The sequence below is a fragment of the Ampullimonas aquatilis genome, from assembly GCF_049675895.1.
In the GTDB taxonomy this organism is placed as follows: domain Bacteria; phylum Pseudomonadota; class Gammaproteobacteria; order Burkholderiales; family Burkholderiaceae_D; genus Ampullimonas; species Ampullimonas aquatilis.
Window position 1 is genome coordinate 2,530,199 of the sequence record NZ_CP183834.1, and the last position, 21,380, is coordinate 2,551,578.

The following is a 21,380-nucleotide window of genomic DNA, read 5'->3' on the forward strand; positions in this document are numbered from 1 at the left end:
AATCAACCTTCCTTTACCAACGCCAATGCCAGCAGTCTGGCGATATGCATAGACTCCCGCTGCACGCCATCTTTGATCTGATGGCGGCAGCTGAAGCCATTGGCCACCAGCCAATCGGTCTGCTCGGTTTTGCGGATGGCAGGAAACAAATCGAGCTCGCCCATTTTCATGGAGATATCATAATGTTCGGCCTCCATCCCAAACGAGCCAGCCATACCGCAACAACTTGATTCAATCAACTCGGTCTGCAAGCCAGGAATCAGTCCCATCACCTTGCGCATCGGTTTCATTGCACCATAGGCCTTTTGATGGCAATGCCCATGCACATAGGCTTTGCCACTTTGCGGCAAGGCCTGCAGTGGCAAGTTCAGGCGTTTGGCATCATGTTCTTTGGCAATAAATTCTTCAAACAAGAGTGCCGACTTGGCAATCTTTTGCGCCTGCTCACCCAAACCCAGATTTTGATATTCATCGCGTAGCGTCAATAAACAGGATGGCTCCAGGCCTATCACCAGTCGACCTTTTTCAATATGCGGCCATAAAGCGGTCACCATTCTCTTGGCTTGGACTTGCGCCTCAGCCACTAAGCCGCTGGACAATAAAGTACGGCCACAACAGAGCGGCTCAGCCTGACCATCTTCGGCCTTGACGACCTGCACTTGATAGCCTGCTGCACGCAAGACAGCCAACGCAGCTTGCGCATTGGCGGGCTCAAAGGCATTAGTGAAGGTATCCACTAGCAATACCAGTTCGGGCTTGCTGCTCGCTGTTTCTACTGTAATTTGCGGTGCCAGTTGATTGGCTGCCGGTTCCGTTTGAATATCAATAAAGGATATAGCTGCAGGTATCGGCAAACTGCGCCGCGCACTGATACCAGCGAATCGCTCCATCAATTTTGCGACTAAGGGGATTCGACCCAGGCCGATCAATCCCCTGAATCGTCGCAACCAGGCCATACGCATCGGCAAGTAAGCAAACCAGCGATCACGCCATGGCATGGTGCTGTGTTGCCAACGCTGCGCCAGCGTTTCGGTCTTGAGTAATGACATGTCGACGCCATTGGGGCACTCACGCTTGCAGCCCTTGCAGCCGATACACAAATCCATCGCCTGTTGTAATTCTGTGTCTGTCCAGGGTTGCTCACCCAACTCGCCATTGAGCACTGCCTTGAGGGTTGCCGCACGGTGCTGGGTTGAATGGGCAATATCCTCCGTGGCCCGATAACTGGGGCACATGACACCTTTTGCAGTACGCTGGCATTGCCGATTATTGATACAGACTGCCGCCGCCTTGCCGAATGACCCGCCATATAAAGGGATCTGCGCATAGGCATCGCCCTCACCGTAGTTGTCGTAGGCCGACCAGTCGAGTTGTGTCTTGATTGCTTGTTGCATATGCGCTCCTTGCCCGCTTAGTAGCAAGAGCTATGCAACCAATATAGGGGCGAAAAACGGCGATAAATCAACTCTATGGGCTGAGTCAGATTATCCAGAGCCAGCACTGCACAATGAAATTGTCGGCTTTGCGACAGAAGCCATGCAAATAAAAAAAGCACCGACAATCTGTGTGGGTGCTTTTTTAAAAAATACGCTTGTTGAGCCAAGCAAAACTGCGTTTATTCGCTGCCAAATATCGCCTGACCGCCCGCGTAGTTTTCAAATTTGGTGTATTGACCCAGGAAAGTCAGCCGCACGCCACCAATCGGGCCATTACGCTGCTTACCGATAATGATTTCGGCCGTACCTTTATCTGGCGAGTCTGGGTTATAAACCTCGTCTCGATAAATAAACAAAATGACGTCGGCATCCTGTTCAATTGCACCCGATTCGCGCAAATCGGACATGACCGGACGTTTATTGGGGCGCTGTTCCAGAGACCGGTTCAACTGAGATAGTGCAATCACTGGACAATGCAGTTCTTTGGCTAGACCTTTAAGCGAACGCGAAATCTCCGAAATTTCAGTCGCACGGTTTTCACCCGATGAACTGCTACTACCACTCATGAGCTGCAGGTAATCGATAATAATCAAACCCAGTTTGCCACACTGACGCGATAAACGACGCGCCCTTGCCCGCAGCTCCATAGGATTGAGCGCTGGGGTTTCATCAATAAACAATTGCGCGTCATTCATTTTCTGAATGGCATGGGTCAAACGCGGCCAGTCATCATCTTCCAGACGCCCCGTACGCACTCGATGCTGATCAAGTCGACCAACCGAGCCTAACATCCGCATGGCCAACTGTGTGCCGCCCATTTCCATGGAAAATACTGCAACCGGTAGACCCTCTTCCACCGCCACATGCTCACCAATATTCAATGAGAAAGCGGTTTTACCCATTGAAGGACGCCCCGCCACAATGATCAGATCACCGGGCTGCAAACCGGAAGTCATCTTGTCCAGATCAGCAAAGCCAGTTGGTACACCGGTAATATCATTGGGATTGTCGCGGTGATACAGCTCATCAATCCGCTCTACCACTTGGGTCAACAAGGGTTGCAAGGCCAGAAAACCCTGATTGCCGCGCGCACCTTCTTCAGCAATCGCAAAAATCTTGGATTCGGCCTCGTCCAGCATCTGCTTGACTTCTTTACCCTGTGGATTCAACGCATTGGTGGCAATTTCATCAGAAACCGAAACCAGGCGGCGCAACATGGATCGATCACGCACAATTTCGGCATAACGACGAATATTGGCTGCCGACGGTGTATTGAGTGCCAGCTCATTGATGTAAGCCAAGCCACCCGCTTCTTCAGCCTTACCCAACGTGGTGAGCGCCTCAAACACGGTAATCACATCGGCTGGCCGACCGGCGGACACCAGTTTTTGGATCTGCTGATAGATCAGACGATGGTCATAGCGATAAAAATCCACTTCAGAGATGAAATCGGCAATCCGGTCCCATGCCGAGTTATCCAACAAGAGGCCACCCAATACGGACTGCTCCGCCTGAATGGAATGAGGCGGAACCCGCAAAGATGCTATTTCCTGATCGACCAATGGCGCATTCATGTATTTTGAGTAGAGACAAAAAAGGCTGACGAGAATTCGTCAGCCTCTATTTTAAGACCAGCTACACATCGTCAGTCACCTGACAACTACTTAATCTAGCAAGTCATTTAGTACTGCTTATGCAGCCATTAAGCTGCTTCACCAATCACGGACACATTCACATCAATGACCACATCAGTGTGCAATGCCACTGATACGGGGTGTTCACCCACGGTCTTCAAAGGACCATTTGGCAAACGTACTTGCATCTTTTGTACTGCAAAACCTTGTTTGCCCAAAACTTCGGCAATATCAAAATTGGTCACAGAACCAAACAGACGGCCATCAACACCGGCTTTTTGAGCAACTTGAATTGTCAGGCCAGCCAGTTTTTCACCTTGCGCTTGAGCAGCAGCCAAAGTTGCAGCAGCAATTTTTTCAAGTTCAGCACGTTTCGCTTCAAACTCGGCGATTGCCACTTCAGTGGCACGGCGGGCTTTGCGTTGTGGGATCAAAAAGTTACGAGCATAACCGTCTTTAACACGGACGATATCACCCAGATTACCCAGGTTTACCACTTTTTCCATCAGAATGACTTGCATATTATTTCTCCAGATATCTTTGTCGTCAGTGATTAAGCGTTATGCAGATCGGTATAAGGCAACAATGCCAAATAGCGAGCACGCTTGATTGCTGTATCGAGCTGACGCTGATAGTGTGCTTTAGTACCAGTCAGACGAGCTGGGGTGATCTTGCCGTTTTCACCAACGAAGTCTTTCAGAACATCGATATCTTTGTAATCGATCTGTTCTACGTTAGCTACTGTGAAGCGGCAAAAACGCTTACGCTTGAACAATGGGTTTTGCTGTGGGCGCTTCTTGTTTTTGTCAAACTTACCTTTATTGCCAAATGGACGTGACATGATGTAATCCTTTCAATATCTATTCAATATGAGTAAGGTGATAAACCAGCGTTTTGCCGGTCTTGCGTTTTCTGGCAAGAAATCCCTGAAAAGTCGCTACTGTGCCAGGCACCAGTGCTGCGATACGATCAGTGATTTCACCGATGCCAACTGCTTCGATTTCCAATTCAATCTGGCGGGCAATGCCTGCCTCAACCTGACTGGAAACATGCTGCAATCGACACTCCAACACGGGTACCCCGGCCGGGGTAAAACGACGCTGACCTACTTCTGTCAGCGTGGCGACCAGTGTCAGATGATTACCGGACAACGCCTACCTTACCTCTCAATTAATTATTAGGAAGCTGCAACTTCAGCGGTTGATTTCTTGGCTTCTTCGCGCTGAACTTCCTTCATCATTGGAGAAGGTGCAGTTTCTGCTTTTTTCATTCTGACAGTCAGATGACGCAAAACGGCATCATTGAACTTGAATGCGTGCTCCAGTTCGTCAAGTGTGGCCTGATCACACTCGATATTGAGGCAGATATAGTGAGCCTTGGCCAGTTTTTGAATCATGTAAGCCATTTGGCGACGACCCCAGTCTTCCATGCGGTGGATTGTACCGCCCTTGGAAGTAACCAGTGTCTTGTAACGCTCGACCATGGCTGGAACTTGCTCACTTTGGTCCGGATGGACGATAAAAACGATTTCATAATGACGCATATTGACTCCTTATGGGCTAGGTTAAGGCCACCCCAAGCGTCAGACTGGGTGTGGCAAGCAGACAGCCTGCTATTATAGCGCAAAAATCAGGCAGGTTTCAATTCTGCGCCATATTGACAATTGGTCAGGTGATTTTCGTGGCACTGACCCTGCGTGGTGCTTCCAGATACTCGCGGCTCTGCATCTCAATAATGCGCGATACAGTACGATGAAACTCGTTGGAAAGAATACCCTCGGTATAGAGCTCATCAGGAACAACCTCGGCTGACATCAGCAATTTCACTTTATGATCGTAAAACACGTCAATCAACCAGGTAAAACGTCGCGCCTCTGACTGCAGACGCGGCGGCATTTTGGGAATACCTGACAAGATGACCGTATGAAATTGACTGGCAATTTCCAGATAATCATTTTGAGAGCGCGGTCCACCACACAATGTTGCAAAATCAAACCAGACCACCCCACCAGAACGTCGCAAGGCGTGGATTTCGCGCTGCTCAATACGCAAAACCGGCGACTCCTCCTGCCCCTCCACCAGTTCGTCAAAGGCCTGCTGTAACGCCTGTTCTGACGCCCCGCTCAACGGAGTGTGATAAGCCTGAACCTGTTCGAGCACACGCTTTCGATAATCGGTTCCAGAATCCACATTAATGACTTCCATTTGCTGTTCGATCAGCTCAATGGCAGGCAAGATTCGATCACGATGCAAGCCGTCGGGATAAAGCTTGGACGGTTCGTAATTGGAAGTCATGACAAAACACACGCCATTGGCAAGCAGCTGATCAAGCAAACGATACAGAATCATCGCATCAGCAATATCGCTGACATGAAACTCATCAAAACAGATCAAGCGATAACGCTTGGCAATTCTTAAGGCCAATTCATCCAGTGGGTCGGCGAGCCCTTTCAATTCATCCAATTCACGATGCACCTCCCTCATGAACTCATGAAAGTGCAATCGGGTCTTGCGAGTATATGGAATCACCGAATAGAAGCTATCCATCAGAAAGCTCTTGCCTCTGCCTACGCCACCCCACATATAAATCCCCATCGGGACATCAGGCGAAATCCCAACCCGGACCTTGAGCCGGTTGAAAGTACCCGAGCGAGCTTCCTTGAAAGACATCAGCGCATCGTACAGCGTCTGTAAACGATCTACCGCATGACGCTGCGCTGCATCCGGTTTGAAGCCACGCTTAGATAGCGCATTATCATAAAAGGCACGAACACTCATGATTTCCTGACAATGGTTTAGCACCACCGATAACTAACTTTTAAACAAAACGGCGCTTACGCGCCGTTTCAAAATTCAGCAACCTGGCTGAATTACATATTGAGCGCACGCTTATCTGCAGCCAATGCAGCTTCCTTGACCACCTCGGACAAACTCGGATGAGCATGACAGATACGGCCAATGTCTTCGCTGGAAGCTGAAAACTCCATCGCCATCACAGCTTCAGCAATCAGGTCAGAAGCATGCGTATTGACAATATGCACACCTAATACACGATCCGTCTTTGCATCGGCCAAGACTTTAACAAAACCTTCGGCACCACCCTGCCCAAGAGCACGACCATTCGCAGCAAAAGGAAATTGACCTGCTTTATAAGCCACACCTTCAGTCTTGAGCTGTTGCTCAGTCTTGCCAACCCATGCAACCTCAGGGCTGGTATAGATGACATAAGGAATGGTGTCGTAGTTGGTATGACCGGCTTGGCCAGCAATGATCTCGGCAACCATCACGCCCTCTTCTTCACCCTTATGAGCCAACATCGGACCACGCACGACGTCACCGATGGCAAACAAGCCTGGCAATGATGTTTTGCAATGACCATCGACCTCAACGAAACCGCGCTCATTGGTTGCAATGCCAATGCTGTCCAAACCAAGATTATCGGTATTAGGAACGCGACCAATCGAAACGATCAACTTATCTGCGTCGAGTACTTGTTCTGCACCATCTTTATCGGTGTAGGTAATCTTGACGCCTTTTTTATCCTGTTTGATCGAACCAATCTTGACGCCTAAACTAAATTTCAAACCTTGAGCCATCAAGGATTTCAACATTTCCTTAGAGACTGACTCATCGCAAGCTGCCAAGAAAGTTGGCAACATTTCGAGTACTGTCACTTCAGCACCAAGCCTGCGCCATACTGAACCAAGTTCCAGACCGATCACACCAGCCCCAATGACGGCGAGCTTTTTAGGAATCTCAGAAAAATTGAGTGCGCCTTCGTTATCGCAAACAGTCACATTATCAACAGGTACATCCGGCAAATGACGTGCTTTTGAGCCTGTAGCAATAATGACATTTTTGGCAGTCACTGTTTCGGAGCCAGCATCACCAATGACTTCAAGTTGATAACCAGCCTCTGTCTTACCAGTAAACTTGCCATGGCCTTTTAACCAGGTGATTTTGTTTTTACGAAATAAAAACTCAATTCCTTTGGTCATTTTGGTCACAATGCCATCTTTACGTGCCAGCATCTTGCTGACATCCATTTTTGCACCAGTTACCGAAATACCATGATCACTCAAGCTATGCGAAATCTTTTCGTATTCTTCAGAACTTGCCAGCAAGGCTTTGGAGGGAATACAACCTACATTTAAGCAAGTACCACCCAAAGCCAACTCCCCTTTGGGATTTTTCCATTTTTCAATACAGGCCACCGACAAACCCAGCTGGGCAGCGCGAATCGCACCAATATATCCGCCAGGACCAGCACCAATTACTATGACATCAAAACTTTTAGACATTTACGTATCCTCTCATTGGAGTCTGCCAGCAACCGGCAGACTCGCAGCACATTACAGATCCAACAACAGACGGGAAGGATCTTCCAGCGCTTCTTTCATGGCAACCAAACCCATCACCGCTTCACGACCATCAATGATTCGGTGGTCATAACTCATGGCGAGATAGTTGATAGGACGAATCACGATCTGACCATCTTCAACGACAGGACGATCTTTAGTAGCATGAACACCCAGGATAGCGGACTGTGGTGGATTGATGATTGGCGTGGACAACATGGAACCAAAAGTACCACCGTTGGAGATAGAGAATGTGCCACCTGACAGTTCTTCAATGGTCAGCTTGCCTTCCTTGGCTTTAACAGCAAATTCGGCAATCTTTTTCTCGATATCGGCCAGACTCATCTGATCGCAGTTACGCAGAATCGGTACTACCAGACCACGTGGTGAACTGACAGCAATACCGATATCAAAATAACCGTGATAAATAACATCGGTACCATCAACAGAGGCATTGAGAACTGGATATTTTTTCAAAGCATGCACAGCAGCCTTAACAAAAAAGCTCATGAAACCCAATTTGACACCATGCTCTTTTTCGAAACGATCTTTGTATTTGTTACGCAAATCCATGACCGGCTTCATGTTGACTTCATTGAAGGTCGTCAAAATTGCATTGGTGGACTGTGACTGCAGTAAACGCTCAGCAATCCGCGCACGCAAACGGCTCATTGGTACACGCTCTTCGGGACGACCTGACAAACTGGCCAGATTGACATTGGCGTTAACCACCGGCAATGCCGGTTTGGCAGCAGCTGGCGCGGCAACCGGTGCGGGCGCAGCCTTAGGTGTTGCAGCTGCGGCTTGAACGTCTTCCTTCAATATGCGGCCATCTTTACCCGTGCCACTTACCTGAGCCGCAGAAAGATTACTTTCTGCCATCAACTTGGCTGCTGCAGGCATTGCCACACCTGCTGCGCTAGTCGATGCAGCGACGGGTGTGGCAGCTGGTGCTGCCGCTTTTGGTGCTTCGACTGGCTTAACTTGTAATGGACTGACTTGAGCCTGACCTTCCGTGTCAATCTTGGCAATGATTTCATCAGCAGCAACAGTATCACCATCATTTTTAATGACTTGTGCCAATACGCCGGAAGCAGGTGCGGGCACTTCAAGAACGACTTTATCTGTTTCAATTTCAATCAGAATTTCGTCAGCCTTGATCACATCACCAGGCTTCTTTTTCCATTCAATCAGGGTCGCTTCGGCAACGGACTCAGAGAGCTGAGGAACTTTTACATCAACAATAGACATTTTTTAACCTTTATTTGTTTACAGAACGCCTCGTCAACGAGGCAAATCCACGATGTTATTTGTTTAAGACCAAACCTTTGATTTTGGCAAACGCGGTATCAATCAACGCTTTTTGCTGTTCATTGTGTTTGGCGTAATAACCAACCGCAGGTGATGCTGATGCAGGACGTCCCGCATAGGCCAGTCGTTGACCTTCTCCCATGTTCTCCAGAATCTGATGCTGAATCTGGAACCATGCTCCCTGATTCTGTGGCTCATCCTGTACCCACACAATTTCTACTGCACCAGGATACTTTTTGAATTCAGTTGCCAATGCCTTATGCGGGAATGGATACAACTGCTCCAGGCGCAAAATGGCAACATCATCGACCTTGCGTTCACGACGTGCGTTGGCCAGATCGTAATAAACCTTGCCAGTACAGATTTGTATACGCTTGACCTTCTTGGCATCAATGGCAGTATCAACTTCACCAATCACTGTCTGGAATGAGCCTTTGGCAAACTCTGACAATGGCGATGTCGCATCCTTATTACGCAACAAGGATTTTGGTGTCATGATGACCATCGGTTTTCTAAACAAGCGGATCATCTGACGACGCAGCAAGTGGAAAATCTGGGATGCGGTTGTCGGCTGGCAAACCTGAATATTATTGTCTGCACAAAGCTGTAAAAAACGCTCAATCCGTGCCGAACTATGCTCTGGTCCCTGACCTTCATAGCCATGTGGCAACATCATCGTCAGACCTGATGCACGTCCCCATTTCACTTCACCTGAAGTAATGAATTGGTCAATCACTACTTGGGCACCATTCACGAAGTCGCCAAACTGAGCTTCCCAAATAACCATGGTGTTGGGTTCAGCTGTTGAATAACCATATTCAAAACCCAGCACAGCTTCTTCAGACAATACTGAATCAATCACTGTAAATGGTGCCTGACCTTCAGATACATGTTGCAGAGGAATATAACTACCGGCATCCCATTTTTCACGATTCTGATCGTGCAGTACTGCGTGGCGATGGGTAAACGTACCGCGACCTGAATCCTGACCGGTCATACGAATTGCATAGCCGCTGGAAAGCAAAGTTGCAAAGGCAAGATGTTCACCCATCCCCCAATCCAAAGGAATCTCACCTTTGGCCATGGCACGGCGATCATTCACCACCTTTTCTACCAGACTGTGCATCTTGAAGCTTTCGGGAATCGTGGTAAGTTTTTCACCGATTCGTTTCAATTCAGTCAATGGTACAGATGTATCTGCTGCATCAGTCCATTTACGATTCAGGAATGGCATCCAATCAACTGCAAACTTGCTTTTGAAGTTTGACAGCACAGGGTCAACCGTATGCCGTCCGGCATCCATCGCAGCACGAAAATCTTTCACCATTTGCTCTGGTGTGTCCGCGATCATACTGCCCTGGGCTACCAATTTATCTGCATACAGCTTACGTGTACCTGGATGCTGACCAATTTTCTTGTACATGAGCGGTTGAGTCATGGCCGGTGTATCTTGCTCGTTATGGCCCAATTTGCGGAAGCAGATGATGTCGACAACGACATCCTTGTGAAACTCTTTACGGAAATCAACCGCAATCTGCGTTGCCAGTACGACAGCCTCTGGATCATCACCATTAACATGCAATACAGGTGCTTCAATCATCTTCACGACATCAGAGCAATACAAAGTTGAACGGGAGTCGCGTGGATCTGAAGTTGTAAAACCAATCTGGTTATTGATGACAATGTGGATTGTGCCGCCAGTACCATAACCGCGAGTTTGTGCCAGATTCAGTGTCTCCATCACCACACCCTGACCGGCAAACGCGGCATCACCATGAACCAGAATGGGCAATACAAACTCACCACCTTTGTCACCACGACGTTCCTGACGAGCTTTGACCGAGCCCTCAACCACTGGATTAACAATTTCCAGATGGGAAGGATTAAATGCCAAACTCAAGTGAACCGGACCGCCTGGGGTGGAAATATCACTGGAAAAACCTTTGTGATATTTCACGTCACCAGCTGGCAGATCGTCATTTTGTTGGCCTTCAAATTCGGCAAACAGATCTTTTGGCATTTTGCCCAAGGTATTCACCAGTACATTCAGACGACCACGGTGTGCCATACCGATCACCATTTCCTGGACACCATGTTCACCGGCGCGCTGAATCACTTCATCAATCGCCGCGATAAAGCTTTCACCACCTTCCAGTGAAAAACGCTTCTGTCCAACATATTTGGTTGCCAGATATTTTTCAAGACCTTCGGAAGCAGTCAGACGATCCAGAATATGTTTTTTCTTTTCAGCCGTGAAACTCGGTGTGGAGCGACAGGATTCAAGACGTTGTTGCATCCAGCGCTTTTGAGCTGGATCACTGATATATTGAAACTCTGCGCCGATTGAACCGCAATAAGTGGTACGCAAATTTTTGATCAAATCGCGCAGTGTAGAAGTTTCCATGCCAAAGAAGGTATTGGATACGTTGAACACGATATCCATATCGGCTTCGGAAAAACCGTAAAAACTGGGTTCCAGCTCGGGAACAGAAGGACGCTCCGTTCTTTTCAAAGGATCCAGATCAGCCCAGCGAGCGCCAAGAAAGCGATAGGCAGCTGTCAGCTGAGTTGCGGCAACGCGTTTACGTCCCATTTCAGAATCTGCCGAAGCAACGATCGTGACGATGGGGCCTTGCTTGGCGCGCTGTGCAAATGATTCGATAATTGGTGCATGTGCAACATCACGAGCGGTAGAACCATCGACAGCCGGTACATTTTGCATTGAATCGAAATACGCACGCCAGTTATCGGAAACCGAACCTGGGTTATTGAGATACGCTTCGTAGAGTTCTTCTACGTAAGGGGCGTTGCCGCCAAAAAGGTAGGAATTACCTTGATACTGTTTCATCATAACGCTCACCTTTGCTCCGAGCTTCTCGGAATGAGTGGGTTAGTCTCTCGACCAAAACCTTCCGCGACACGGCCTGACCGGATAGCGGATTGCGAACCAAATTGTGCAGAAGGACCTGAAATTACCGTGTATTAACCAAGATCAATACCTTCATTTTCAATCGGTATTAATTTCCGATTGTTAAAGAGTCAGTAATTGTTACTCTATAAGCACAAGTTGTAAATAACTTCCATGTTCTTTTTTCGCAAAAACTGCTTAAAAAAAGTGCTGCAAAAAAAGTTATGACAATGCCAAGCAGGAATTTCTATTTTTTGAGATAATCGAATGCGCTGCAGCAATAGAATTGCATTTATTTGTCATATATAATAACTACTTCACATTTCTACAAAAAAGCCATGTCTCAGTCTGATCAAGCTATGGATGAAGCAACCGTCAAGCTCAAGCAGTTTTGCAGTTATTGTCAGAAATACCGTGATGGCATCTTTCACTTAGGTGGCAACCACGGCACCACTAAAATCTGCGATGCTTGTTTCAAACTCAGAAAAGAACGAATCAAAGCGATTCGTCAACGCGACAAAGGCGGCAAAAAAGCCCCAGACGCTTCTACTTCTGTCTAACCCTTAACAAAAAAGCCATGAATATTAATTCATGGCTTTTTTGTTCTACTTATTGCCTACACTTAGCTTAGGCAAATGACAGTTGACCATCAATCTGATCAATATTGACGATGTCTTTGGGGCCGTATTTTCCTTCAAGAATCAGCTTGGAAACCGGGTTTTCGATCTGACTCTGAATCGCTCTTTTCAGCGGTCTGGCACCAAATAACGGGTCATATCCAGCATGCGCGATACGGCTCAATGCTGCCTCGCTGATCTTGAAACCAATATCCATATGAGCCAATCGTTGCTCCAGCAACTTGAGCTGAATACGCACAATGGACTCGATATTGCGCTGATCAAGTGAGTGGAACACGACGACCTCATCAATCCGATTCAGAAATTCGGGCCTGAAATGTTCCCGTACCTCTTGCCATACCGCTCCTTTGACGACATCTGGCTCCTCACCCACCATGGACTGAATCAGATGAGATCCCAAATTGGATGTCATCACAATCACCGTATTTTTAAAGTCCACGGTTCGTCCCTGACCGTCGGTCATACGACCATCATCCAGCACTTGCAAAAGCACGTTGAAAACATCCGGATGGGCTTTTTCAACTTCATCAAGCAAAATCACACTATACGGTTTGCGTCGTACTGCTTCAGTCAGATAGCCACCCTCTTCATAGCCCACATAGCCGGGGGGCGCACCGATCAAGCGTGCCACGCTATGTTTTTCCATGAATTCACTCATATCAATTCGAATCAGATGGTCTTCACTATCAAATAGAAAACTGGCCAAGGCCTTGCACAATTCGGTTTTGCCTACGCCAGTAGGGCCAAGAAAAAGGAATGATCCATAAGGACGATTAGGATCAGACAAGCCCGCTCTGGAACGACGGATCGCATTGGAAACGGCCTGAATGGCTTCTTCCTGCCCAATCACACGATCATGCAAATGCGCTTCCATCTGCAGCAGCTTTTCACGTTCACCCTGCATCATTTTCGATACCGGAATCCCTGTTGCACGCGACACAATCTCGGCGATTTCTTCGGCACCTACCTGGGTACGCAACAAACGATGCGGCGTAGCCTGCCCGGAGTCTTCAATATTTTGTGCGTCTTTAAGCTTGGCTTCCAATTCTGGCAACTTGCCGTACTGCAACTCGGCAACCCGTTCCAGCTTGCCTTCCCGCTGTAACCTGGTGATATCAAGGCGGATTTTGTCGATCTCTTCCTTGATACTGGCGGCACCTTGTGCTGCACCTTTTTCCGATTTCCAGATCTCGTCAAGATCGGCATATTCCTTGCCGAGCCGCACGATTTCACCCTCAATCAACTCCAAACGTTTTTGCGAAGCTTCATCCTTTTCTTTTTTGACAGCTTCGCGCTCAATCTTGAGTTGAATCAGACGACGATCCAGTTTATCCATTACTTCCGGCTTGGAATCAATTTCAATCTTGATCTTGGAAGCGGCTTCATCAATCAGATCAATGGCCTTGTCAGGCAAAAAACGATCGGTGATATAGCGATGCGACAACTCAGCCGCAGCCACAATAGCAGGGTCGGTAATTTCAACACGATGATGTAACTCGTACTTCTCCTGCAAGCCACGCAAAATGGCAATGGTGGCCTCAACAGAAGGCTCATCCACCAGGATTTTCTGAAAACGGCGTTCCAGTGCTGCATCTTTTTCAATATATTTGCGGTACTCGTCAAGCGTGGTCGCGCCAATACAATGAAACTCGCCGCGTGCCAGCGCTGGCTTGAGCATATTGCCAGCATCGATTGCCCCCTCGGCCTTACCGGCACCCACCATGGTGTGCAGCTCGTCAATGAAGACGATGGTCTGCCCCTCGTCTTTGGCCACTTCCTGCAACACTGTTTTGAGGCGCTCTTCAAACTCACCACGGAACTTGGCACCCGCCAATAAAGAAGCCATATCGAGCACCAGAATGCGTTTGTTTTTCAAACTTTCCGGTACCTCACCATTCACAATCCTTTGTGCCAACCCATCCACGATGGCGGTTTTGCCCACACCAGGCTCACCAATCAATACTGGATTATTTTTGCTGCGACGTTGCAATACTTGAATGGCACGACGGATCTCATCATCGCGACCAATCACCGGATCAAGTTTGCCCATGCGAGCGCGCTCAGTCAGATCAATACAATATTTTTTCAAGGACTCGCGCTGCCCTTCCGCTTCTGGAGACGCCACATTCTGACCACCTCGAACGGCATCAATGGCCGATTCCATCGACTTGCGAGTCAAACCATGCTCACGCACCAAGCTGCCCAGATCGCTTTTATCATCAGCCAAGGCCAGCAAAAACAACTCGCTGGCGACAAAGCTGTCACCACGCTTCATGGCTTCTTTTTCACTGAGATTGAGCAGATTGACCGTATCACGACCAATATTGATTTCCCCGCCAGTACCCTGCACCTGCGGGATCTTTTTGATGGCCGCTTCCACAGCCTGTTGTAATCCCGTGGTATTGACTCCAGAGCGCGACAAGAGCGACTTGGCCACACCATCGGGCATTTTCAGCATCGCTGAAAGGATGTGGGCTGGTTCAATATAAGGATTGTCATTGGCCAAAGCTAGGCTTTGTGCATCTGCCAAAGCTTGCTGGAATTGGGTCGTCAGTTTGTCGATTCTCATCACAGGTCCAGGTAAGAATGAATAATGAACTGTATGTGGGTGGTTTTCGTCCAAATTCAAGTTGATCCAAATCAATCTTGAATCTTGGTGACACAGACCGACAGCCACATTGAAACTAAGGATAAAATCCAGTCCGTGACTTTTCCATTCTTTTTCAAATCCCTCAAGCGTCTGAAGCTTGCCTGCCCAAGGCGTTCTTTGCTTTTGCTCGCCCTAATACTCCCACTACCAATTACCGCATTAAGTGCATCTAATAAGAGCTTTGAAATCATACTACCAAACAGTATTAATTCAACCGAATCAGGCAATTTACGCTCTGCGGTAGAGGACGCGCTGGAAGAATTATTGCGCGACAAGGAACTGGTCGACGAAGCCGAAGACCAGCGCCTTCGTCGCAAAGTCAAACAGGCATTGACGGAGCTACTACATACTCGTGGTTATTTTCTTGGTACAGTGGAAATTCATGGTCTTGCAGATAAAAACGATGGTCTGCAACAAGAACAAGATCGAGCGATTGCCTGGCAAGTCGGCCTGACACCTGGCCCGCAGGCCAAGGTGGGCAAAGTGGAGATCGCCTTCAAAGGTGAAATCAATCATAGTGACGCCAATCCAGAACGGTTGGAGCGAGTTGAGCAAATCTATGATCAATGGGAATTATGGACCGGTCAAAACTTCACTCAGCAAGAATGGGAAGTGGCCAAACGCAATTTGATACAGCGTGTTGCCAGTAAAGAGTTTCCGCGTGCCATGCTGGCTGAATCACAGGCTGAAGTCGACACCACCAATCAACTGGTCGATCTGACCATTCTGATTGATAGCGGTCCCGCCTTTCAATTAGGTGATATTGAAGTAACTGGGCTGTCCAAGTACAACAAAGATTTGGTTGGGCGCTACAACAAGCTGGAAAGTGGCCAACCCTACGATCAGGAAAAGCTGCTCGAAACACAAAGCACCTTGCAAAACACACCCTACTTCTCTGGAGTGCAGGTTGATTATGATACCGATGTACCTGAAAATATCGACTCCCCAGTGATTCGTCCGCTCAAACTTAAACTCACCGAAGCCAAATCAAAGCGATTAGGCGTAGGCATTGGCTATTCCAGCAACTCCGGACCGCATATCGAGATGAGTTATCGGCAGAGCCCATTTTGGAGCGACTCCAATGTCCTGCAGGCCGGTATGCGCATTGATCAATTGCGCACCCTGTTCTATGCCGACATCCTGTTGCCACCCAATGTCAATGGCTATCGGGACAGTCTGGGTGTATTGCATGAGAATACGGATATTCAAGGTCTCAAAACGCAACGCACAGCCATCGGTGTGACCCGCGCCAAATTACGTGGTACGATCGAAACCCGTTTAGCCATCAATGTGCAACGCGAATCCCGTGAGGTCAATGGCATTCCCACTGAGTCTGCCGGTGTCTTTACCGGCACCTATACCTGGACCCAGCGAGCCGTCGATAACATCACCGATCCACGTACCGGCTACACCTGGGTTGCCCAGATCGGCGCGGGCAATGCATTCAACTTCAATGATCGACCATTCAGTCGCGCCTATCTGCGTGGTCAGTACTACTATCCATTCGACGCCGAAGACAAACGCAATGTGCTCAGCGTGCGCGCCGAGGTTGGATCGGTCAATGCACCCAATCGAGCCATTGTCCCCAGTGATTTTCTGTTTCGTGCGGGCGGCACCCAGTCAGTTCGTGGCTATGCCTTTCAAAGCCTGGGCATCAATACCAATGGTGCCATTCTGGGCGGTGAAAAGCTCGCGACACTGTCTACCGAATGGGTTCACTGGTTTGACGCCAAGCAAGGCTCAGCCCTGTTCTATGACCTGGGTGCCGTTGATGACAGTTTCCGTGACATGAAAATTGCTCATGGTGTGGGCGTAGGCTATCGCTACAAAACGGTGGCTGGCCCACTCGCCTTTGATCTGGCTTATGGCACGCAAAGACGTGCTTTGAAATTTCATTTTTCTATTGCGATCGCATTCTGATCATGGTCAACTCGTCACGCCCACCAGACAACGATCAGGCCTTGGATGCTGGAGATGACGCAGTGTCATCCACAGCAACAGACGCCGGCACCAAGGCAAGCAAAGTAAAAAAACATTGGTCACACTGGCTTACTAAACCCTTGTACTGGTTAACCGCCCTGGTCGCGCATCTGAGTACCAACCTGCTCTGGTTTATTTTATTGTCAGTATTGGGTGTTGCCTGGCTGACCAGTACCAATACCGGTTTTCACGCGAGTCTGCTGCTGGCAAAAACCTTTTTGCCTTTTAAGTTAACGACAGAAAATATTCATGGCAACTGGTCGCATGGTTTTACTGCTGACCAGATCATCTATGACGATGATAAAACCCGCGTCACGCTTGATCATGTTGCATTGGATTACACACCACGTAGCCTTCTGAAAAAATTGCTGGATGTACAGACAGTCAGCGCAGAATCCTTGCTGGTTGAAGTCACGTCAACTGGTCGAAAATCCCATCTACCCAGCACGATTGACGTGCCATTTGATATTCATATTGCACAGGCAAAACTGGATCACTTACTGATTGTCAGCCGTAAAGATGGCCATCACCAGTTTGAGCTGCATGATATGAGTGCACAGGGTAAAACCATCGGCAGCGGCCTCGACAAGCATTATCAGCTCAGCAATGTCCATGCTCACTTCAAAGGCTATGGGATTGATTTGACGGGTGAGGGAGAAGGCGAAATTCTGGTCTCTCCCCCATTTACCCTGGACACCAAAGTCAAGGCGATCGGCGAGCAACATCTGGGCAGCGATAAACTGACACCGGTTGCCCTGGAAGCCAACCTCGCCATGACCGGCACCATGGCCAATCACCACTATCAGTTGCGCGCCACCAGTGCTGGCAATTACCAAGGCCTGCGCGGTAATGCCGATGTCCAATGGATGCCCTTTATTGAAGATGGCTTCACGATTCGTCAAGCTGAAATTGACCTCAATGGTGTCAACCCTGCGCAGTTTTATAAAAGTGCACCCCATGCCGACTTGTCAATTCGCACCTCCTTCAAACCTGTAGAAAATGCTGGTGATCACAAATCCGGTACTGCGAGCAAAACGCCCCAGACCAACCTCAACAACCTGGTTCTGGCAGGCCCATTTGAAATTAAAAATCTGGCACCAGGATCACTGGATGCGATGCCGATGGCCATTCCCTTATCGATGCTCAAAGGCCAGGTCAGTTGGCATCAAGATCAATTTACCTTCACGCAAATTCAGTCTGCGCTCTACAAAGGCGGGCAGATCAATGGCGATGTTGACCTGATTGTGCATCGCCTTGTAAAAGGCAACCTGTCGGATACGGCCAATAATTCCTCTGCGATTGCCTTTACGGGTGACCTGGATCTCAAAGAAATCAATCTGCAATCACTGACAGAAAAAATTCGCCCCACCCAAATTCATGGCAGGGTGCAAGCCAAGGGAGATGAACACGAGCAAAGTTTTACTGCCAAACTCAACGATCCGATCTTTGATGCGCAGTTTCAACTAGTCACTGACAAGACCAGACTCCTGCTCAATGAAGCACACTTATTATTAAAAAGTGGCACGACCGACGGCAAAGCTGGTGAAGCACAACTCAGTGGTCAATTGCAATTTGGTGGAGCACGGGAGTTTGATCTGAAAGGCACAATCAGCCAGTTCAATCCTGCTGTACTGCTGGCCATGCCTACTGCCAACCTCAATGGCAAAGTCAGTGCCAAAGGCAACCTGGCTGGGCCAAGCCATCTCGAAGCCCAGGCTGACATCCTGGATAGCTGGCTCATCCTCAAACAGGGCAATGCCGAACCACAGCGCCGCACTCTCAGCGGGCAAGCCAGTTTGCGGATGCAGGACAAACAAATCACCGCACTGGATGCCAATCTTGATTTGGCTGGCAACACACTCAAAGCCAACGGCGCATTAGGTCAGGTTGGCCAGCAATTAGTGTTAAAAATTGACGCTCCTGCGATTGGCAAATGGATACCTGGTCTGGAAGGCCGCAGCAGTGTCAACGCCATCCTGGAAGGCGCACTGAATCAACTCGCCTTACAAGTGGATATCGCCGTTAACGATCTCGGCTACCTCAGTAACGGCAACCAAAAACAAACGCTCCAACAAGCCACTGCGCATCTGACTGCCAGCCATATTGATATACCAGCATTCATAGCTGGTAAAGACCTGAATCCAGCACTGCAAAATGCTCAAATCAATTTACATGCACAAGCCAATAACTATCAACATCCCAAGATAACCGCGATCAATACTGAACAATCCACTTTAGATATTCAAGGCACACTTGCCAGCCATAGTCTGCATGGCGTCTGGCTGGGCAGTACCAACAAAGATCACCTCGATACCCATTGGCAAGGCGGCTTAAACAGCTCGGCAGGCTGGTCGCCACTCAACTGGAAGGGCGTAGTGCAAACGCTGGAAGTGATCATGCCCGAACTGGCTGGCAATCAAGTGATAAGCATGCAACACCCTGCCCCATTGCTATTGGCCGGCAATCAGCTTGAATGGCGAGATATCCTGATGCACTTACCCACTCAACGTGAAGCCAATGATTTAACACTCAATATTTCCCAACTTAAATGGTTGGCCGGGCAACTGCAGACTGCTGGACAGTTTTCAGGCTTGCCGATCCGTCGTGAAGGTCTGGCCTTGCGGAGTCGCAACCGTGACAGTTCACGCATTGATCAACCTGCCATCCTATATATGGGCGGCCAATGGGATCTGAAGGTCAGCGACGGCATCGAAGGTCAGCTGCAAATTACACGCGAATCGGGTGATCTGTTTCTCGACATTGATCATCGTGAGCCGGCACGATTAAGTAAATTAGCCATATTGATTAAATCAAGTCTACGCGGCAATCAACTCAGCGATGTGGACATGCATCTTGAGGCCGAAGGTGAACGTCTCGGTCATACCGATAGTCAGATCCGATTAAGCCTGCAAAAAACAGCAGCAGGTTTTGGCATTTCACCCACACAACCATTCAATCTGGCCATCAAAGCTAACATCCCTTCTTTGGATTGGGTCGGCGTCTCCCTGGGAGATCGAACTCAAACCGGTGGCTCACTGATCGCCGATATCAAAGCCAGTCGCATTGATAACGTTTGGCGCTCAGAAGGCAATCTTGCTGCAGATCATTTGCGTATTGCCCTCATCGACTCCGGTATTCGGCTCGAAAACGGCACTATAAAAGCCGTGATGGACGGGGATAGTTTAAATCTGTCGCAGATGAGCTTTTCCAGCGTGCAAAAGCTGGCGCCACGTGACAAGCGTCTCGAAGCCCAAGCCAATGAGCAAGGCACACTCAACGTCACTGGCAAATTGCGCCTGTCATCACTCGATGGCGAGTTCCTGCTGGATGCTCAACGCTTTCTGGCAATTCAAAACTCCGATCGCTGGCTCAAGGTAAGCGGCCAAACCAAAATAATCCTGAAAAAAGATGCCGCCAGCCTGACTGGTCAACTGACCGCCGATGGCGGCCTGTTCTATTACAACCGCCGCAGTGCTCGCAGTGCGGCACCAACCTTATCGGATGACATCGTCATCAAAGGCAGCAATAGCAATAACACCAGCAACCCCAATGGCTTCAAACTCAATTTTGACTTGACGGCCAATCTGGGTGACAAACTCTACTTCATCGGTGAAGGCGTCGATACCCGACTACAAGGTCAAGTCCGGCTGCGTTCCGAACCAGGTCGCGACAATCAAAATACCATTCGCGCCAATGGCACCGTGGAACTGATTGATGGCACCTACGAAGCCTACAGTCAAAAACTGATTATTGAACGCGGATATTTAAATTTTCAAGGTCCATTGGATAATCCAGGCCTGGACATTCTGGCATTGCGCAAAGGGCTTTCGGTTGAAGCCGGTGTCGCCATCACCCGCACAGCGGCCAATCCTTTGGTCAAGCTCTACTCCAATCCCGCTGTATCTGATTATGAAAAACTCTCCTGGCTCGTCTTTGGTCGCGCACCAGATCAGGCTGGTAGTGGTGACTCGGCCATTTTGCTCTCTGCGGCATCAGCCATTTTGGGCGGCAACAAAAGTGGCTCAAAAGGCTTTGTTTCCGAACTTGCCGAAAATCTTGGCTTTGATCAACTCTCCGTCAGCTCCGGCAACCTACTTTACGGCAACACAATTTTGCCCTCCCAGACCGTGGCAGGTGCCACCGGCCTGGGCACTGCTGCAATCGGATCAACCAGTGCAATCGGTGGCAGCCAAACGGTGGGCAATCAAATTGTCTCCGTGGGCAAGCGACTTTCTGCAGTCGCCTATATTTCCTATGAACAAGCACTGACCGGCACCGGCAACCTGGTCAAACTCACCTACCAATTATCACGCCGCCTCTCCGTCATTGCCCGTGCTGGCACTGACAATGCGCTGGATCTGGTATATGCCTTTTCATTTGATTGAACGTTTATTTGAAAATCCGACCTGCAATAAAAAGGCGCCGAAGCGCCGTTTTATTAATTCAATAATAACTAACCTTAGCTA

14 protein-coding genes are annotated in these 21,380 nt (G+C 48.8%); 3 read left to right on the top strand and 11 right to left on the bottom strand.

Annotated elements, in window-relative coordinates:
* Positions 1–2 precede the first annotated feature (2 nt).
* From ACMYR3_RS11770 to ACMYR3_RS11815, 10 genes are all read right to left on the bottom strand, one after another.
* Positions 3–1,394, bottom strand: coding sequence for a (Fe-S)-binding protein (locus tag ACMYR3_RS11770; RefSeq protein WP_424192137.1), 1,392 nt, complete (start codon positions 1,392–1,394; stop codon positions 3–5).
* Between the two features lie 221 nt (positions 1,395–1,615).
* Positions 1,616–3,010: a replicative DNA helicase gene (locus tag ACMYR3_RS11775; protein WP_424192138.1), complete on the bottom strand. Its 1,395-nt coding sequence runs from the start codon at positions 3,008–3,010 to the stop codon at positions 1,616–1,618.
* A gap of 128 nt (positions 3,011–3,138) precedes the next feature.
* Positions 3,139–3,591, bottom strand: a complete 453-nt coding sequence (gene rplI, locus ACMYR3_RS11780; RefSeq protein WP_424192139.1) for a 50S ribosomal protein L9 — start codon at positions 3,589–3,591, stop codon at positions 3,139–3,141.
* 32 nt (positions 3,592–3,623) lie between these two features.
* Positions 3,624–3,911: a 30S ribosomal protein S18 gene (gene rpsR, locus ACMYR3_RS11785; RefSeq protein WP_424192140.1), complete on the bottom strand. Its 288-nt coding sequence runs from the start codon at positions 3,909–3,911 to the stop codon at positions 3,624–3,626.
* Positions 3,912–3,930: 19 nt separating this feature from the next.
* Entirely contained in the window at positions 3,931–4,221 is a 291-nt protein-coding gene (gene priB / locus ACMYR3_RS11790; protein WP_424192141.1) for a primosomal replication protein N, read from the bottom strand.
* Between the two features lie 26 nt (positions 4,222–4,247).
* Positions 4,248–4,613 (bottom strand): 30S ribosomal protein S6, encoded by a 366-nt coding sequence (rpsF, locus tag ACMYR3_RS11795; protein ID WP_424192142.1) that lies wholly within the window; start codon positions 4,611–4,613, stop codon positions 4,248–4,250.
* Positions 4,614–4,737: 124 nt separating this feature from the next.
* A complete protein-coding gene (gene zapE, locus ACMYR3_RS11800) occupies positions 4,738–5,847 on the bottom strand; it encodes a cell division protein ZapE (protein WP_424192143.1) in 1,110 nt (369 codons plus the stop codon).
* A 92-nt stretch (positions 5,848–5,939) separates the two neighbouring features.
* Positions 5,940–7,370, bottom strand: a complete 1,431-nt coding sequence (gene lpdA / locus ACMYR3_RS11805) for a dihydrolipoyl dehydrogenase (protein WP_424192144.1) — start codon at positions 7,368–7,370, stop codon at positions 5,940–5,942.
* A gap of 51 nt (positions 7,371–7,421) precedes the next feature.
* The gene (odhB, locus tag ACMYR3_RS11810) at positions 7,422–8,678 is read right to left on the bottom strand and encodes a 2-oxoglutarate dehydrogenase complex dihydrolipoyllysine-residue succinyltransferase (RefSeq protein ID WP_424192145.1); all 1,257 of its coding nucleotides are present in this window, start codon (positions 8,676–8,678) and stop codon (positions 7,422–7,424) included.
* 55 nt (positions 8,679–8,733) lie between these two features.
* Positions 8,734–11,589, bottom strand: a complete 2,856-nt coding sequence (locus ACMYR3_RS11815) for a 2-oxoglutarate dehydrogenase E1 component (protein WP_424192146.1) — start codon at positions 11,587–11,589, stop codon at positions 8,734–8,736.
* Positions 11,590–12,005: 416 nt separating this feature from the next.
* On the opposite strand from ACMYR3_RS11815, the gene ACMYR3_RS11820 reads away from it, so the two are divergent.
* On the top strand, positions 12,006–12,206 hold the full coding sequence (locus tag ACMYR3_RS11820) for a hypothetical protein (RefSeq protein ID WP_424192147.1): 201 nt from the start codon (positions 12,006–12,008) through the stop codon (positions 12,204–12,206).
* 67 nt (positions 12,207–12,273) lie between these two features.
* Here ACMYR3_RS11820 and clpB read toward each other — a convergent pair whose 3' ends face one another.
* On the bottom strand, positions 12,274–14,853 hold the full coding sequence (gene clpB / locus ACMYR3_RS11825; RefSeq protein WP_424192148.1) for an ATP-dependent chaperone ClpB: 2,580 nt from the start codon (positions 14,851–14,853) through the stop codon (positions 12,274–12,276).
* Positions 14,854–15,057: 204 nt separating this feature from the next.
* Between clpB and ACMYR3_RS11830 the strand changes: the two genes are divergently transcribed.
* Together ACMYR3_RS11830 and ACMYR3_RS11835 are read left to right on the top strand one after the other, a co-directional pair.
* Complete coding sequence (locus ACMYR3_RS11830; RefSeq protein WP_424192149.1) at positions 15,058–16,854, top strand: autotransporter assembly complex protein TamA; 1,797 nt, start codon at positions 15,058–15,060, stop codon at positions 16,852–16,854.
* 2 nt (positions 16,855–16,856) lie between these two features.
* Positions 16,857–21,299: a translocation/assembly module TamB domain-containing protein gene (locus ACMYR3_RS11835; RefSeq protein WP_424192150.1), complete on the top strand. Its 4,443-nt coding sequence runs from the start codon at positions 16,857–16,859 to the stop codon at positions 21,297–21,299.
* The last annotated feature ends 81 nt before the right edge of the window (positions 21,300–21,380 follow it).

Excerpts from the sequence above, each read along its gene's own strand:
- ACMYR3_RS11770 (WP_424192137.1), bottom strand. The coding sequence starts at position 1,394 with ATGCAACAAGCAATCAAGACACAACTCGACTGGTCGGCCTACGACAAC.
- ACMYR3_RS11775 (WP_424192138.1), bottom strand. The coding sequence starts at position 3,010 with ATGAATGCGCCATTGGTCGATCAGGAAATAGCATCTTTGCGGGTTCCG.
- rplI (WP_424192139.1), bottom strand. The coding sequence starts at position 3,591 with ATGCAAGTCATTCTGATGGAAAAAGTGGTAAACCTGGGTAATCTGGGT.
- rpsR (WP_424192140.1), bottom strand. The coding sequence starts at position 3,911 with ATGTCACGTCCATTTGGCAATAAAGGTAAGTTTGACAAAAACAAGAAG.
- rpsF (WP_424192142.1), bottom strand. The coding sequence starts at position 4,613 with ATGCGTCATTATGAAATCGTTTTTATCGTCCATCCGGACCAAAGTGAG.
- zapE (WP_424192143.1), bottom strand. The coding sequence starts at position 5,847 with ATGAGTGTTCGTGCCTTTTATGATAATGCGCTATCTAAGCGTGGCTTC.
- lpdA (WP_424192144.1), bottom strand. The coding sequence starts at position 7,370 with ATGTCTAAAAGTTTTGATGTCATAGTAATTGGTGCTGGTCCTGGCGGA.
- odhB (WP_424192145.1), bottom strand. The coding sequence starts at position 8,678 with ATGTCTATTGTTGATGTAAAAGTTCCTCAGCTCTCTGAGTCCGTTGCC.
- ACMYR3_RS11815 (WP_424192146.1), bottom strand. The coding sequence starts at position 11,589 with ATGATGAAACAGTATCAAGGTAATTCCTACCTTTTTGGCGGCAACGCC.
- ACMYR3_RS11820 (WP_424192147.1), top strand. The coding sequence starts at position 12,006 with ATGGATGAAGCAACCGTCAAGCTCAAGCAGTTTTGCAGTTATTGTCAG.
- clpB (WP_424192148.1), bottom strand. The coding sequence starts at position 14,853 with ATGAGAATCGACAAACTGACGACCCAATTCCAGCAAGCTTTGGCAGAT.
- ACMYR3_RS11835 (WP_424192150.1), top strand. The coding sequence starts at position 16,857 with ATGGTCAACTCGTCACGCCCACCAGACAACGATCAGGCCTTGGATGCT.